At 63.1% G+C, this 15,712-nt stretch carries 16 protein-coding genes and 1 pseudogene; 11 read left to right on the top strand and 6 right to left on the bottom strand.

What is annotated here, in order from left to right:
* Positions 1-114 precede the first annotated feature (114 nt).
* The 5 genes from hpaD to hpaI are packed head-to-tail and all read left to right on the top strand — an operon-like array spanning position 115 to position 4,356.
* The gene (gene hpaD, locus JMV15_RS11475) at positions 115-972 is read left to right on the top strand and encodes a 3,4-dihydroxyphenylacetate 2,3-dioxygenase (protein WP_014719073.1); all 858 of its coding nucleotides are present in this window, start codon (positions 115-117) and stop codon (positions 970-972) included.
* Positions 973-987: 15 nt separating this feature from the next.
* A complete protein-coding gene (locus JMV15_RS11470; RefSeq protein WP_014719074.1) occupies positions 988-1,380 on the top strand; it encodes a tautomerase family protein in 393 nt (130 codons plus the stop codon).
* A 39-nt stretch (positions 1,381-1,419) separates the two neighbouring features.
* Positions 1,420-2,724 (top strand): MFS transporter, encoded by a 1,305-nt coding sequence (locus JMV15_RS11465; RefSeq protein WP_014719075.1) that lies wholly within the window; start codon positions 1,420-1,422, stop codon positions 2,722-2,724.
* 11 nt (positions 2,725-2,735) lie between these two features.
* Complete coding sequence (hpaH, locus tag JMV15_RS11460; RefSeq protein ID WP_014719076.1) at positions 2,736-3,539, top strand: 2-oxo-hept-4-ene-1,7-dioate hydratase; 804 nt, start codon at positions 2,736-2,738, stop codon at positions 3,537-3,539.
* 16 nt (positions 3,540-3,555) lie between these two features.
* Positions 3,556-4,356 carry a 4-hydroxy-2-oxoheptanedioate aldolase gene (hpaI, locus tag JMV15_RS11455; RefSeq protein WP_014719077.1) on the top strand — a complete coding sequence of 267 codons (801 nt, stop codon included), beginning with the start codon at positions 3,556-3,558 and terminating at the stop codon, positions 4,354-4,356.
* A gap of 62 nt (positions 4,357-4,418) precedes the next feature.
* On the opposite strand, the gene hpaR is transcribed toward hpaI, so the two are convergent.
* Positions 4,419-4,841 (bottom strand): homoprotocatechuate degradation operon regulator HpaR, encoded by a 423-nt coding sequence (gene hpaR, locus JMV15_RS11450; protein ID WP_014719078.1) that lies wholly within the window; start codon positions 4,839-4,841, stop codon positions 4,419-4,421.
* A gap of 207 nt (positions 4,842-5,048) precedes the next feature.
* On the opposite strand from hpaR, the gene JMV15_RS11445 reads away from it, so the two are divergent.
* The 5 genes from JMV15_RS11445 to JMV15_RS11425 are packed head-to-tail and all read left to right on the top strand — an operon-like array spanning position 5,049 to position 9,120.
* A complete protein-coding gene (locus JMV15_RS11445; protein WP_038450648.1) occupies positions 5,049-6,347 on the top strand; it encodes an NAD(P)/FAD-dependent oxidoreductase in 1,299 nt (432 codons plus the stop codon).
* Positions 6,348-6,378: 31 nt separating this feature from the next.
* Entirely contained in the window at positions 6,379-6,744 is a 366-nt protein-coding gene (locus JMV15_RS11440; RefSeq protein ID WP_014719080.1) for a cupin domain-containing protein, read from the top strand.
* 13 nt (positions 6,745-6,757) lie between these two features.
* Positions 6,758-7,579 carry a molybdenum cofactor biosynthesis F family protein gene (locus tag JMV15_RS11435; RefSeq protein ID WP_014719081.1) on the top strand — a complete coding sequence of 274 codons (822 nt, stop codon included), beginning with the start codon at positions 6,758-6,760 and terminating at the stop codon, positions 7,577-7,579.
* A complete protein-coding gene (locus JMV15_RS11430) occupies positions 7,572-8,375 on the top strand; it encodes an SDR family NAD(P)-dependent oxidoreductase (protein ID WP_014719082.1) in 804 nt (267 codons plus the stop codon). The genes JMV15_RS11435 and JMV15_RS11430 overlap by 8 nt, the downstream gene beginning before the upstream one ends.
* On the top strand, positions 8,365-9,120 hold the full coding sequence (locus JMV15_RS11425) for an SDR family oxidoreductase (RefSeq protein WP_014719083.1): 756 nt from the start codon (positions 8,365-8,367) through the stop codon (positions 9,118-9,120). Before JMV15_RS11430 ends, JMV15_RS11425 begins: the two co-directional genes overlap by 11 nt.
* Positions 9,121-9,251: 131 nt before the next feature.
* On the opposite strand, the gene feaR is transcribed toward JMV15_RS11425, so the two are convergent.
* The 3 genes from feaR to JMV15_RS11410 all read right to left on the bottom strand — a co-directional run bounded on the left by feaR (position 9,252) and on the right by JMV15_RS11410 (position 12,335).
* Positions 9,252-10,193: a transcriptional regulator FeaR gene (gene feaR, locus JMV15_RS11420; RefSeq protein WP_014719084.1), complete on the bottom strand. Its 942-nt coding sequence runs from the start codon at positions 10,191-10,193 to the stop codon at positions 9,252-9,254.
* Positions 10,194-10,306: 113 nt separating this feature from the next.
* On the bottom strand, positions 10,307-10,873 hold the full coding sequence (locus tag JMV15_RS11415; RefSeq protein ID WP_014719085.1) for a DUF3156 family protein: 567 nt from the start codon (positions 10,871-10,873) through the stop codon (positions 10,307-10,309).
* Positions 10,836-12,335, bottom strand: coding sequence for an APC family permease (locus JMV15_RS11410; RefSeq protein ID WP_032901975.1), 1,500 nt, complete (start codon positions 12,333-12,335; stop codon positions 10,836-10,838). Before JMV15_RS11410 ends, JMV15_RS11415 begins: the two co-directional genes overlap by 38 nt.
* A gap of 217 nt (positions 12,336-12,552) precedes the next feature.
* Between JMV15_RS11410 and JMV15_RS11405 the strand changes: the two genes are divergently transcribed.
* Positions 12,553-13,875 (top strand): alginate export family protein, encoded by a 1,323-nt coding sequence (locus JMV15_RS11405; protein ID WP_038450650.1) that lies wholly within the window; start codon positions 12,553-12,555, stop codon positions 13,873-13,875.
* 32 nt (positions 13,876-13,907) lie between these two features.
* On the opposite strand, the pseudogene JMV15_RS11400 reads toward JMV15_RS11405, so the two are convergent.
* Positions 13,908-14,381: pseudogene (locus JMV15_RS11400) on the bottom strand (flavin reductase family protein); the annotation flags it as partial.
* A gap of 56 nt (positions 14,382-14,437) precedes the next feature.
* Positions 14,438-15,607: a p-hydroxyphenylacetate 3-hydroxylase oxygenase component gene (locus tag JMV15_RS11395; protein ID WP_032901980.1), complete on the bottom strand. Its 1,170-nt coding sequence runs from the start codon at positions 15,605-15,607 to the stop codon at positions 14,438-14,440.
* Between the last annotated feature and the right edge of the window lie 105 nt (positions 15,608-15,712).

Below are 15,712 nucleotides of genomic sequence, written 5' to 3'. Positions count from 1 at the left end.
CGCGATGCAGGCACCGCGGTCCTTCAGCCGTACCGAGCCGATGCCATCGCAGGCAAGCCAGCCCCCACAGGGACCTCACAGGCCATACAAGAATAATTATTCAGGAGAGTCATCATGGGCGAAGTGGTTCTGGCAGCGAAGATCTGCCACGTACCGTCGATGTACCTGTCGGAACTGCCCGGCAAACATCACGGCTGTCGCGAAGCGGCGATTGCCGGGCACAAGGAAATCGGCCGGCGCGCCCGCGAACTGGGGGCCGACACCGCGGTGGTGTTCGACGTGCACTGGCTGGTCAACAGCGGCTACCACGTCAACTGCGGCGAACAGTTCCAGGGCACCTACACCAGCAACGAACTGCCGCACTTCATCAAGAACATGGACTACGCCTACCCCGGTTGCCCCGAGCTGGGCGAGCTGATCGCCGCCGAAGCCAACCTGGCTGGCGTGCGCAGCATGGCACACAACATCCCGAGCCTGGAGCTGGAATACGGCACCCTGGTGCCCATGCGCTACATGCATATGGGCGTGCCCGACGCAGAAAAATTCAAAGTCATTTCCATCGCTGCCTGGTGCGCCTGGCATCGCCTGGAAGACAGTTTTGCCTTCGGCGCCGCCGTGCGCCGGGCGATTGAAAAGAGCGATCGCAAGGTACTGGTGCTGGCGTCCGGCTCGCTGTCCCATCGGTTCTCGGACGACCGCGAGGCTGAGGCGAATATCCACAACTGGACCCGCGAATTCGACAAGCAGGTGGACCTGCATGTCGTGCAAATGTGGAAGCAAGGCCGCTTCAAGGAGTTCTGCGCCATGTTGCCCGACTACGCCGAACACTGTTTTGGCGAAGGCAAGATGCACGACACCGCCATGCTCCTGGGCCTGCTGGGTGGGCCGGACTATGCCAAGCCGGCCGAGATCATCACGCCGCCGTTCGGCAGTTCGGGCACCGGCCAGATCAACGCGATTTTCCCGCTTTAACCCTGGGAGAGCCCCATGCCGCACTTTATCGCTGAGTACACCGACAACCTCGAACAGCAGGCCGACTTGCCCGGCCTGTTTGAAAAAGTCCACCGCGTGCTGGGCGACAGCGGTGTGTTTCCGCTGGGCGGCATTCGCAGTCGCGGCGTACGCCTGGACACCTGGCGCATGGCCGACGGCAAGCATGACTATGCCTTTGTGCACATGACCCTCAAGGTCGGCCATGGCCGCGACCTGACCACGCGCGAGGCCGTCGCCCAAGCGGTGTTCGCGGTGATCATCGCGCACTTCGCCGAGCTGCAGGCACAGCGCTTGCTCGCGTTGTCGTTCGAGATGATCGAGCTGCACCCGCAGCTCAACTTCAAGCAGAACAATGTGCACGCGTTCCTGAACAACGCGGCGAGCTGAAACGACCCCGGCTCCTACAACTACAAGAAGAACACCATCATGAGCACAGCCCATTCCACTGCAAGCCTGCGGCTTGCCGAGCACGACCGCACCCATCGTTTGGTGACCTGGCGCCTGATGCCCTTGTTGCTGGTGTGTTACCTGTTCGCCCATCTGGACCGCATCAACATCGGCTTTGCCAAGATGCAGATGAGCAGCGACCTGCACTTCAGCGACACCGTGTATGGCTTTGGCGCCGGTCTGTTCTTCATCGCCTATGCACTGTTCGGCGTGCCCAGCAACATTGCCCTGGACCGCGTCGGGCCACGGCGCTGGATCGCCTGCCTGATGGTGGTGTGGGGCCTGCTCTCCACCGGCATGTTGTGGGTGGAGAGCGCGCGCGGGTTCTACGTGCTGCGCTTTCTACTGGGGGTGGCCGAGGCCGGGTTTTTTCCGGGGATCCTGGTATTCCTGAACCGCTGGTACCCGGCGCGCCGTCGCGCCCAGGTCACCGCCTTGTTTGCCATTGCCGTGCCTATGGCCGGGGTGTTGGGCGGGCCGATTTCCGGGGCGATCCTGGAGAACTTCCATGATGTCGGCAGCCTGCGCGGCTGGCAGTGGATGTTCCTGATCGAAGGCGCGCCCGTGGTGCTGCTGGGACTGGTGGTGCTCAAGTGGTTGCCGGACAGTTTCGAGTCGGTGCACTGGCTGACTGCCGAGCAAAAACAGCAACTGCGCACCCAACTGAGCAACGAGGAACAGCGCAAGACCATCACCTCGTTCGGCGGCATCCTGCGTGACCCGCAGGTGTGGCTGCTGGTGGCCGTGTACTTTGCGGTGATGCTGGCGGTCAACACCCTGGCGTTCTGGATGCCCACCCTGATCCACGGCGCCGGCATCGGCCGCGACAGCCAGGTCGGCTTGCTCAGCGCCGTGCCGTACCTGGCCGGTTGCTTCTTTATGCTCGGCTGTGGGCGCTCGTCCGACCGCCACCGCGAGCGCCGCTGGCACCTGTGCGTGCCATTGCTGATGGCGGCGCTCGGCATCGCCGTGGCGGGCCTGGCGCCCGCCAATGCGCTGCTGGTGATGGGCGGGCTGTTGGTCGCCGGCATGGGCGCCAGTGCCGCGCTGCCGATGTTCTGGCAACTGCCACCGGCGTTTCTCTCCCACACCACCCAGGCGACGGGCATCGCCATGATCAGCTCGTTCGGCAGCATCGCGGCGTTCCTCGCGCCCTACCTGATCGGCTGGATGCGCGACGCCACCCAGAGCGCCAGCCTGGCCCTGTACGTACTCGCGCTGTTTATCGCCCTCGGTGGCTTGCTGGTGCTGCGCACCCAGGCCGCCATCGTCAACCCACACTAGAGACCGTTGCCATGCTCGACTCCCAGCAAATCCTTGCGGCCGCCGCCCACCTGGACCGCGCCGAACGCAGCCGCGAACAGGTGCGCCAGTTTTCCCTCGACTACCCCGATATGACGATCGACGACGCCTACGCCATCCAGCGTGAATGGGTTGCGCAGAAGATCAAGGACGGGCGCACGCTCAAGGGCCACAAGATCGGCCTCACGTCACGGGCCATGCAGGTGTCGTCGAATATCACCGAACCCGATTACGGTGCCCTGCTCGACGACATGTTTTTCGACGAAGGCAGCGACATTCCCTTCGAGCGTTTCATCGTGCCGCGGGTGGAGGTGGAACTGGCTTTCATCCTCGGCAAGCCGCTCAAAGGCCCCAACTGCACGGTGTTCGATGTGCTCGACGCCACCGAATGGGTGATCCCGGCGCTGGAAATCATCGACGCCCGCATCCAGCAGGTCGACCCGCATACCAACGCCACCCGCAAGGTGTTCGACACCATCTCCGACAACGCCGCCAACGCCGGTGTGGTCCTCGGCGGCCGCGCCGTGCGCCCCACCGAGATCGACCTGCGCAAGGTGCCGGCGGTGTTGTATCGCAATGGCGTGATCGAAGAGTCCGGGGTGTCGGCGGCGGTGCTCAACCACCCGGCCAAAGGCGTGGCGTGGCTGGCCAACAAGCTGGCGCCCTATGACGTCACCCTGCTGCCCGGCCAGGTGATTCTCGGCGGCTCGTTTACCCGCCCCGTGGCGGCCCGCCCTGGCGATACCTTCCACGTCGACTACGACCTGCTCGGCTCGATTGCCTGCCGCTTCGTCTGAACCCAGGAGTGCTTTCATGGACATGCCTGTCAACCGCTTCAAGCAACGCCTGCACAACCGCGAGGTACAGATCGGCCTGTGGCTCGGCCTTGCCAACGCCTACTGCGCGGAACTGGCGGCCAACGCCGGTTTCGACTGGCTGCTGATCGACGGCGAACATGCGCCCAACCACCTGCCGGGGATGCTCGCGCAATTACAGGCCATCGCGCCCTACCCCAGCCAGGCGTTGATTCGCCCGGTGATCGGCGACACGGCGCTGATCAAACAACTGCTGGATATCGGCGCCCAGACGCTGCTGGTGCCCATGGTCGAAAACGCTGCCCAGGCCCAAGAACGGGTGCGCGCCCTGCGCTACCCGCCCCAGGGTATTCGCGGGGTCGGCAGCGCCCTGGCCCGCGCCTCGCGCTGGAACAGCATCGCCGATTACCTCGACCAGGCCGACGCGCAGATGTGCCTGCTGGTGCAGATTGAGAATGCCGAGGGCCTGGCCAATCTGGACGCCATTGCCGCCGTCGAAGGCGTGGACGGTGTGTTTATCGGCCCGGCAGATTTGAGCGCGTCCATGGGCCATCGGGGTAACCCGGGGCATCCGCAGGTACAGGCGGCGATTGAGGACGCCATCGTGCGTATCGTCAAGGCGGGTAAGGCCGCAGGGATTCTCAGTGCAGATGAAAATCTCGCACGACGCTATATCGAGTTGGGGGCGACGTTCGTGGCGGTGGGGGTCGACACCACGGTGTTGATGCGGGGCCTGCAAAGCCTGGCCGGGAAGTTCAAAGACGTGCCTGTGGCTGCCAATACCGGTGGTGTCTACTGAAATCCATGTGGGAGCTGGCTTGCCTGCTCCCACCGTTGACCGGTGGTGGTTCAGTCACTAGGTCAGCGCTTGATGTTCTTCAAGTCATCCAGCAACCCCAACAAGGTCTGGAATTTCTCTTCGCCAAACTGATCCTGCAAGCGCTGGTAGTTGGCCTCCATGCACTGGCTCATGGACTCAAAACTCGCTTTGCCCTTGTCCGCCAGGGTAATCAGCACCCGGCGCTGGTCCTGTTCGGCCTTGCGCCGGTGCACCATGCCGGCCGCTTCCATGCGCACCAGCACGCCGGTCATGCTCGGCTTGAGGATGCAGGCCAGTTCCGCCAGTTGGTAGATCTCCAACTCACCATGCTGTTCAAGGATGCGGATGATGCGCCATTGCTGTTCGGTCAGGCCGTGTTCATTCAGGGATGGACGGAAAAAACTCATCGCGGCCTCGCGCGCTTGCAGCAAGGCCAGGGTCAGGGATTGTCGAGGTGTGGACATAGGGCTCAGGGTCACGAAGTATTTAGTTAATAGTTTAACGAAACTCTAACATTCCCGGCCGGCGAGCGCGCTATAACTTGTAGGTGCCCTCGCCCGTGGCGCGCTGAATCAAAAAACCGGGCACGCAGGATCAAGACTTCCAGCCCGCCAGGGGCCCTAATGGAGGCATCCGCTTTAGCGCCTTCCTTCACTTTCTCAGGCTGCGCCATGATCAACATCGAAACCCCCACGTACTACACCGCCACCAAGAAATACAACCTCAGCTTCCCCACCCTGGAACAGGATATCGACGCAGACGTCGTGGTCATCGGTGGCGGCTTTTCCGGGATCAACACGGCCCTTGAGCTGGCGGAAAAAGGCATCACCAACATTGTGGTGCTCGAAGCGCGCTACCTGGGCTTTGGCGGCACGGGCCGCAACGGTGGGCAGATCATGGCAGGCATCGGCCATGACCTGGAGAAGATCAAGAAGGACGTGGGCGAAGACGGCCTGCGCCAAGTGTTCGAGATCAGCGACCTGGGCGCCGACATCATCAAGAACCGCATCGCCAAGTACAACATCGACGCGGACTTTTGCCACGGCTACGGCTATATGGGCTTCAACGCCCGCCAGGAAAAAACCCTGCGCGCCTGGGAGAAAGAGTTCAAGTCGATCAACAGCCAGCACGAAATCCGCTTTCTCGGCGGCTCCGATGTGCAGCAGATCATCGGCTCCACCGCCTACACCAGCGCCCTGTTGCACATGGGTGGCGGGCATGTGCACTCGCTGAACCTGCTGCTGGGCGAAGCTACCGCACTGGCCAGCCATGGCGTGAAGATCTTCGAGAACAGCCCGGCGCTGGAAGTCAGCTACGGCGAGCGCATCACCGTGCGCACCGGTCGCGGTTCGGTACGCGCCAGCAAGTTGCTGTGGGCCTGTGACAGCTTTCTCAACAAGCTGGAGCCAGAACTGCACCGCTCGACCATCAACACCTACGCGTTCCAGATGATGACCGAGCCGTTGTCCGAGGAGTTGATCCAGCGCATCAGCCCGATCCGTGGGGCCTACAGCGATATCCGCCCGGTGATCGACTACTACCGCGTGACTAACGAAAACCGCCTGCTGTTCGGCGCCGCGACGCCCCTGGTGGAGCACATTCCCGACGACCTGAAAGCCTGGAACCGTCACCTGATGCTGAAGATTTTCCCCTACCTCAAGGACGTGAAAATCGACTTGGCCTGGGGCGGCCCGATGGCGTGCAGCCCGAACCTGTTCCCGCAAGTGGGCACCTTGCCGGGGCGCAGCAATGCGTTTTTCGTGCAGGGCTATTCCGGCTTTGGCGTCACGCCCAGTCACATCATCTGCAAGGTACTGGCCGAAGGCATGAGCGAAGGCTCGGCGCGTTATGACCTGGTCAGCTCGATTCACCGCCCCACCATCATCGGCAAGGACGCGATTCGCCCCCTGCTGCTGACGGCGGGCAAATCCTGGCACCAACTTTCCGGCTACTGGAATGGGCGCCGCTAACCCTCTTTTCTCACTCACAGGAACCACTGCCATGCCTCTTACCGCCCTGAAACACAACGTCCAGCTGTCGGAACTCGACGCCTGGGGCACCGTGGCCGACCTCGGCTCGCAAATCCTTGAAGGCGACGTCCGCGCCTTCGGCAAGATGACCTTTGGCGCGCCCACCGATGCGGTCAGCAGTGCGTACTTCGGCACGACCCAGGGCAAGTTCCGCATGGTTTACCCGTTCGCCGAACAGGCCACGATAGTCACCGGTGAAGTGGTGCTGACCGACGAGTCCACCGGCCAATCCACCCGCTACAAAGCCGGTGACAGCTGGTTCGTGACCAAGGGCACGCCCGTGCTGTGGGAAGTGGTCAGCGAGAGTTTCGTCAAACACTACTTCGCCGTCGTGTAAGGGAGGGGTTGCCATGTCGAATTCATCTGACTGGATCACCGTGGGCGCCCTGGCTGAGGGGTTTGCACCTGAGGCCTTCATCCTGCCGAACCTGGCCGACCTGGCCGGCCAGACCTTCACCCTGCACTTTGCCAATGGCTGGCAGATCGAACACCGCTTCGAACAGGAACGCCTGGCCTGGCACGCCGCCGATGGCCACTCCAGCGGCAGCGCCGCCTACCGCGCCAGCTCGATTCGCCCGGGCCTGTACCTGGTGGACTTTATCAAGCACGAGGCCGGGCAAAGCTGGTCGATCAGCCTGGTGCTGGACACACCAAATGCCTCCTTTACCGCGGTGATTGGCCGTATGCCGGAACCAGCAGAGACCCACGAAGGCCTCTACCACCGTGCCCTGGCCGGCAAACCGCTGACCTCGGTACAGGTCGACTTCCTCCACGGCAGCCTCGACCGGCCGTGGCAGGATGGCCACTGCCTGCACGCCCCCACCGACGAGTTGGTCGGCCTGCGCAACCACTATCGCTACAGCCCCAGCGAGGTCTACGAACACATCTACCTCAACCCTCGGTTCTACGCCTGGCAATGCCTTGAGGGCGTGGAGAAAGGCTTGTGCGACACCGACCGCTGCCATTACTACAAGATCGCCGAACAGCTGTACCTGTTCGTGTGGCAGGAGAAGATCGTACCGACCCTCGGCCTGGTGCTGATCGACCTGCAACAGCACCGCAGCGACGGCAAGATCTTCGGCTATGCCGGGGCGTCCTTCGACGCGTTGTCGAACTTCCCGATCAGTTCCTATTGCCAGGTGCTCAACCGCACGGAGTATCCCCGTGACTGAGCCGCGCACGGTGGTGATCACCGGGGCCGGCACCGGCATCGGCGCTGCCTGCGCACGCTTGTACGCACAGGAAGGCGCACGGCTGGTGCTGATCGGTCGGCGTCGTGAGCCCCTGGAACAGGTGGCGCAGGACACCGGCGGGCTGATCCTGGTGGGCGATGCCGCCTGCCCGGACACCTGGGACGGCTTTATCCAGCAAATCCGCAGCCACTTCGGGCGCCTCGATGTGCTGCTGGCCTGTGCCGGTGGCCACGGGCTAGGCAGCGCGACCCAGACCAGCCCGGCCACCTGGGAAGGCGCGCTGCGCAGCAACCTCGACAGTGCGTTCTACAGCGCCCGCGCCTGCCTGCCGCTGTTGCAGGAAAGCGCCGGGAACATGGTGCTGATTGGTTCCATCGCCTCATTGGCGGCAGGCCCCGAGGTGTGTGGCTACACCACCGCCAAGCATGCGCTGCTCGGGCTCAACCGCTCGCTGGCCCGTGATTATGGCCCCCATGGCGTGCGGGTGAACGCGGTGTGCCCAGGCTGGGTGCACACGCCGATGGCCGACGCGGAGATGCGGCCGTTGATGGAGGCGTACGGCGAGAGCTTGCAGCAGGCCTATGCACGGGTGTGTGCCGATGTCCCGCTGCGGCGCGCCGCACGTGCCGACGAGATCGCCAAGGTGTGCCGCTTCCTGGCCAGCGACGACGCCTCGATCATTACCGGCGCCACGTTGGTGGCGGACGGTGGGGCCAGCATCGTCGACGTGCCGACGCTGGCGTTTACGCGCATGGAGCCTGCCCATGACGAATGACCTGGATTTCAGCGGCCAGGTCGTGCTGGTCACCGGCGGCGCCCAGGGCATTGGCCTGGGCATCGTCCAGGCCTTTGCCCAACGCGGTGCGCGGGTGGTGATTGCTGACCGTCTGCTTGAACAGGCTGAAGCCGTGGCTGCCCGGTTGTGCGCACAGGGGCATCAAGTTGAAGCCGTTGGCGTTGACCTGGCGGATGCCAAAGCGGTGTTTGCTTGCGTCCAAGGCTTGGCGCAACTGGATGTACTGGTGCACAACGCCGGGTACTTTCCGCTGACCGCCTTTGCCGACATCACCCCAACGATCCTGGAGCGCACCCTGGCGGTGAACCTGTCGGCGCTGTTCTGGCTGACCCAGGCGGCGTTGCCGAGGTTTCGCGAGCAAGGCCGGGGCTGCGTGCTGGTGACGTCTTCAGTCACCGGCAACCGGGTGGGTTACCCGGGGCTGAGCCACTATGCGGCGTCCAAGGCCGGGGTGAATGGGTTTATCCGCAATGCCGCGCTGGAGCTGGCGCCGTTGAATGTGCGGGTCAACGGCGTGGAGCCCGGCATGATCGCCACTCCGGCGATGGATAACCTGGGCGATGCGGCCGTGAATGACAGCATCGCCCGCCGTGTGCCGCTGGGGCGCCTGGGCGCGGCGGCGGATATTGCCGGGGCGATGGTGTTTCTGGCCTCTGACCTGGCGGGCTATATCACCGGGCAGACGCTGGTGGTGGACGGTGGCGCGACGCTGCCCGAAATCTGAAACCCGATCGTTCCCACGCTCTGCGTGGGAATGCATCCTGTGACGCTTCGCGTCACGACTTCTGGAGCGGGACGCGGAGCGTCCGGGGCGGCGTTCCCACGCAGAGCGTGGGAACGATCACGAGGAGCTGTTTATGCCCCCACCGCCTGCAACCGGCTGGAACGAAACTCCTTGGGCGACACCTCGAACTGCTTCTTGAACGACCGACTGAAATGCGCCGAGTCGGTAAAGCCCCATTTGTACGCAATCGAGGTGATCGACTCACTGCGCAGGAACGGGTTGGTCAAGTCATCCGCACTGCGCTTGAGCCGTGCGCGCTGGATATAGCGGCAGACGCTGTCGTCCTGTTCTTCAAACAGACGGTACAGATGCCGCACCGAAATATTCAGGCGGTTGGCCAGGCCGATCGGGCTCAGGCCTGGCTGGCTCAGGGACTCATCGATGACCTTTTGTACATAGCTGCGCAGGTTATTGCCGTGCAACGCAGCAACGCCCTCGCGACACTCATCGCCCTGCTCCAACGCCGACCCCAACAGCGAGACGAAGGCCGCTTGCAGCGCTTCCACTTGCGTGGCGTCTTCGTCGGTATCGTCCTTGCACAGTTGGTCCATCAGCACATGCAGCATGCGCCCGCAGGCTTTGGTCGAGGAGATCTTGCCGAAGGCCCGTGCCTGGCCGCCCAGGTGCTTGCACACCGCACTGCGCGACAGGGACAACGAGGCGTGTTCGATCAGGCCGAAGGGGGTGATTTCGATGGAGCCCACCGAGTCCATCAACAGCATTTCGCCGGGGGCCAGTTGTACGGTCTGATCGTTCTGGGTGATTTGCGAATAGCCGCTGCGCTGGCTGACCAGGAAACATTCCTGGTCGTTGTCATGGTCGGCTTGGTGCGTCGGGCGTTTGATCAGCCCGGCGTTGGTGCGCAGGATGGCCAGGCCACGCGACAGGTTGTGGATCTCGCCAATAAACAGCGACCGGTTGAAAGCCAGCTGAGTATCGAAGTGGCCGCACGCGGCGCGCAGTTCGCGGTTCCAGCTGTCGAGCCCGTCGGGTGCATGCTGTGGGATGCTCATGGGGTGTCTCCGCAGTGGCGTTATTCTTGTTGTTCTGCGCAATAGTTAACATGTTATCTATATGCACGCAACAACAACCTGTTTGCCCTTTGCAGAAGCACTAATGGTGCCAATCAGAGATTCGACAGTACCCTGTGCAGGCCGACCAATGTGGCGAGCAGATGCTCGCGTTGTGCACGGCTTAGCGCAATGTAGCGCCGAAACGCCGGCATGCGGTTGACCACCTCGCTGCCGCCCATATGCTCCAGGCGAACGCACCATTGCTGGTCGTGCAGCTCGATGCGCAGGCGCTTGAAATCCAGCGGCATTAACGCTTGGAACAACGCGCTGTCAGCCAGCAAACGCGCCTGCAACTCACGGCCCAGTGCCTGGTTGCCAGAGCGGCGCCGCACATGAATGCCGCTGCGACGGATCGCGCCGCCATGGTGCACTTCGAAGCTGCCAGCGCCACCCGCTGCCGCGGGAGCGCGCAGGACATATTCGGTCAGCACCAGGTGCATCAACAACTGCGACTCGGTGCGCTCGACAATTTCGAAGGCCACACCGTCCACTTCAAGGGTTGCCAGGCCCAGATCACGCCGCAGGTGGGCCAGGGTCACCCCCGGCCGATACCCACTGGGTGCGCGGTCAGCACGAAACAGCTCAAACAGTTTTTGCCGCAAGGTCGCTATAACTTGCATGGGCGTGCCCCGGTTCGTGATTGAATTCCTTGGCCAACACCTCCTCTACGCAGGCGGGCTTGAAGGGGTTGACCTTCTGCACCACCAGGGTCCAGAACAGCGCGTAGGTGGCCGTCACGCCGAGCATCACGCCAAACGGCACGTAGATGTCCGCCGGGTTCATGCCGGGCGGGGTGATAAACCACATGCCCAACAGAATGCCGATGCTGGAGACGATCTGCGGCAGCGGGAACCACGGCGAGCGATAGGCGCGGGGCAAGTCCGGACGCCGAATGCGCAGGATCACCACCGACAGCGTCACCAACAGGTAAGCGAAACTCCAGGCACACACCGCCGCCAGCACCAGGTGCATGATGTTGTCGGTGTTGCCGCCCAGGTACAGCGCGTGCAGGCACGGGATCAACATGGCCACCAGGATGCACAACAGCGGCGTCTTGAAGCGCGGATGCAGGTAGGTGAACACCTTGGGCAGGGCGCCATCCACTGCCATGCCGTAGAGAATGCGCGGCACGCCGGCCATCAGGGTATTGATGGTCGCAGCGCCAGCGAACAGAAAACCGATGCCCAGCCACAACGGGCCGATCTGCCCCATTACCTGTTCGGCAAACCGGGGGATGGCCATGGGTGTGTCCAACAGGTGCACCCCCGAAGCTGCGTCGAGCACCACGTTCTCCACCTGGCGTTTCATCGCCGCGCCATAGATGAACATGCAGGTGGCCACGCCCATCAGCCCGAGCATCATCGCCCGTGGCATCACCTTGGCCGATTGGCGCAGGTCCGGCGCCAGCGGGGTGACGAACTCGCAGCCCACGAACATGAACATCGCCATGCCCACCAGCGACAGCACGGTAACCAGGTCGGTGCCCACCAACGACTCGCCGAACCAGCCCTCCAACTGCACCGCCGGCGCGGCGATCAGGCCCAGTACGCCGAACACCATCAGGGTGGTCCACATGCCGAAGGTCAGGATGATCTCGGCGCGGCCAAATGCGCTGACGCCAAAAGCATTCAGCACGCCGAACACCAGTACGAAACCGACGCCCAGCAACCACGAGCCGCCGGCCGACTCTGCCAGGGTATTGAGGTGTTCGAAGTTCACCAGGGCCATGACCCCGGCGAGGATAGTTTCGGCGGTGCCGGCGAACACATGCACGATCAGGTAGGCCGACAAGGTCCCGGTGATCGCAAAGAACCTACCCATGCCACAGTTGATGTAGTCGTACACCGAACCGGTGGTAGGCAGTATCGACGCGGCCTCGGCGAAGGTGGTGGCCTGGGCCAGCATCATCACCACGGCGAGCAGCATCGCCAGGGCAAAGGCGCTGCCGCCGATGCCGAAACCCATGGTGGCGGTGAGGATCACTGGGCTGGCCATGATCAGGCCGATGGTGCTGGCCAACGCAGTGGGAAAACCTACCGTGCCCCGGTTGAGGTGTGCGGTGAGTCGGTCGTTGATCGACATGGAGGGGTCCTCGAAGCGGTTTTTTTTAATGTGTCGGCACTCTGCGCCCCACTCCCGTTGATCGTCTTGCCCCTGTCTGCCGCCGGTTTTGTTGCTGCCTGCCAGGGCGTGTGGCCTGGCGGCCAGAGTCAATTGCCTGGCACGCAGGGAAAAGACTTGGCCTCATACCGCTCGCCCTAATGCGCCCTCACTCTTAACCAAGATGGGGTCAATAACAATGGAGCACACACTGAAAAACCGCCGCCTGCGCCAGACGGTCGGCCTAGGCGTGGCACTGCTGGTGGGCCAGGCGCAGGCCATCGAGTTGTATGCAGACGCCGACACTCAGGTCACCGGCAACTTCCTCGCCGTGTACGGTATGTTCAATAGCCCGAAGAACTACGATGGGCGCCGCGACGGCTCCACTTGGCGTGAGGCGTTCATCAAGTACGGCCTGAGCGTCGAACAGCGCCTGGGCAACCTGGGCGGTGTGTATGGCACGGCCAACCTGGTGAGTTCCGGTACCTGGGGCGATGGCGACGCATCCGGGTTGACCAACGGCACCGAGCGCACCACCAAGTTTGACGAAGCCTTCGCCGGCTGGCGGTCCGGGGAGCTGTTCCCGGTGTTGGGCAAGGACGGTGTGGACCTGTCGTTTGGCCGCCAGATCATCATGTTGGGCGACGGTTTTATCCTTAACGACGATGGCCCCAACCTGGGCAACGGTGTGGGCGACGGCGAGTTCAATCGCGGCGGCGCCTACTACATCGCCGCGCGCCATGCCTTCGATAAGACGGCGGTGATTCGCCTGGGTGGCAAGGACGGCGTACATGGCAGCCTGATGTGGATCAAATCCGACAACCGCGCCCAGGCCCTCACCGAAATGGCCGCCGGTACCCTGGAATACAGTGCCGCGCCGGGTACCCTGGGGCTGACCTATATTCACGGCATCGATGTGGATGAGCGCTTCGCCACCGACCTGCAGCGCCAGCGCAAAGGCATGAACCTCTACAGCCTGCGCGGCGCCGGCAATGCCGGTATCGACAACGCGCACTTCGCCTTCGAACTGGCGCGCCAAAGCCGTCGCGACGGCCAGGAAAATGCCGGCTACGCCGAAGCCGGTTACACCTTCACCAACCTGCCGTGGTCACCGGACCTGACCTACCGCTACGCCCGTTATTCGAAGAACTGGGACGGCATGTTCTCAGGCTTCAACCGTGGCTACGGCACCTGGGTGCAGGGCGAAGTAGCGGGCAACTATTCCGGCCCCTTCAACAGCAACACCGCCGTGCAGCACGTGGCGCTCAAGGTCAAGCCACTGGAGAACGTCACGCTTGGGGCGCTGTTCTTCGACTACAACACCGTCAGCACCCGCGGCCAATTGAACCTGGATGGCCGCGAACTGGACCTGTATGCCGAATGGGCCGTCAACGAGCACCTGATCATCACGCCGCTGCTCGGCCTGTACAAACCGAATAAATCAGCCGAAAACGGCGGCAATCAGATCGGCGGCAACGGCACCAATGTCTACAGCCAACTGGTGGTCGCCGTGCCGTTCTAAACCGCCTCGGGCGCGCACGGAGGCAGCGCCCGGACCTCGGCATAGGCGCCCTGATGATAGAGCAGCGGCGCACGGCCAAAATCATCAAAGGCCACCACCTTGCCGATCATGATCCAATGGTCGCCGCCGTCCACCTGCTGGTATTTCTCACAGTGAAAACGCGCCGAGCAATCGGCGAATACCGGCGAGCCACCCTCTCCCGGCTCGTATTCGATCAGGGCGAAGCGGTCTTCACGGGGGCGGGCAAAATTGTTGGATAGATGCACCTGGTCCGCCGCCAACACATTCACGGCAAAGTGGCTGGCCTCCTCGAACACGGCATGGCTATTGGAGCGTTTGTCGATGCTCCACAGCACCAGCGGCGGGTCGAGGGACACCGAGTTGAAACTGTTGGCCGTCACGCCCACCTTGCGCCCGGAGGCGGTGGCGGCGGTGACCACGGTCACGCCGGTGGCAAAATTGCCCAAGGCGCGACGAAAGGCCCGTGGGTCGAATACGTCAGACATGCAAGACTCCCGGGTGGCCTCTATGGGCCGCCCTGATTGTTGTAGGGAAAACGCAGCTACACCATGCTCGGGTCGGGTTCCAGGCCCATCAGCTCACGGCCAAGGATTTGCGCGCACACGTCATAGTCGGTGTAGGCATGCGCGCCGGTCATGTGGGCATCGCGGAACAGGCGCTGCATTTCGTTGTGTTCGAACCAGGCATTGCCACCGGCGGCGGCGAACAGGCGGTCTACCGCTTCGATGCACATCTTGGTGGCGTAGGCCTGGTTGGTGCGCCAGAACGCCAGGGTTTCTCGCGCGGGGTAGCGGTGGGCAGCGCTGTGTTCGGCGTGGTCTTGCCAGGTTTTCTCCAAAAACGCCCGAGCGGCGGCCACCTGGTGGGTGGACTCGGCCAGGCGCATCAGCGCCGGGGTCGCTGCGCCAACGGCAGCACCGGTGTAGGCGCGCACACGGTTTTTGGTTTTTTCGCGGAACACCTCCAGCATGCGCTCGGCCACGCCGAGGCTGACGGTGGAAAAGCCACTGGCGAAATACGGCCGATACGGCGCGTAGAAAATCTGACTGTCTGGGTACAGACCAAAGCCTGCGGACTTGCCTTCCATCATGTCCTTGGCCTTCTGAATCCGGTGCTCGGGCACCCAGGCGTTGTCGATGATCAGGGTCTTGGTGCCGCTGCCTTTCATGCCGGCCGCGAACCAGTCATCGCGAATCTGATAGTCACTGCGCGGCAGGACGGCAAAGCAGTAATCCTGGGTGCCTTCGGCATTCTGGCGACGGCAGCCGACAATCGCCCACTCGCCATGGTCACAGCCGCTGCTCCAGCCCATCTCGCCACTGAAGTACACGCCACCCTCGCCCTCGGTCACCCGGCCGAACGGCGCAATACTGCTGCTGGCCGTGGCATCCGGGTTGGCGCCCCAGATCTCCTCCTGCAACTGCGCCGAGAACAGCGCCAGTTGATGGCTGTGGGTACACAACAAACTCATGGCCCAGGCGGTGCTGGCGCAACTGCCGGCGAGCAAGGCGATGCAGTCGGCGAATTCGGGCAGCGACAGCTCCAGGCCGCCAAAGGCCTTGGGCTGGAAGGCGCGGTGCAGGCCGATGCTTTTGAGCAGCGCGATATTCTCATCCGGCACCTGGCGCAGCTGTTCGGCACGGCTGGCGTTCGCGGCAATGGCAGGCAGAAGAGGCTTGAGGTCTTCGAGGAGCGGGTTTGGCTTTTTCATGGACGGCCCTGCTTATTATTGGAAGTCCGGCAGGCGCTCCGAATCGTGGAACGGCGCGGGATGCAGGGCCAGTATCGAACGGCTTGCGCCGGCACAACATGCACG

This window comes from Pseudomonas paracarnis (assembly GCF_904063055.1).
GTDB classification, from domain to species: domain Bacteria; phylum Pseudomonadota; class Gammaproteobacteria; order Pseudomonadales; family Pseudomonadaceae; genus Aquipseudomonas; species Aquipseudomonas paracarnis.
The sequence above is the reverse complement of the archived record's forward strand: the minus strand, read 5'-3'. Positions and strand labels throughout refer to the sequence as shown.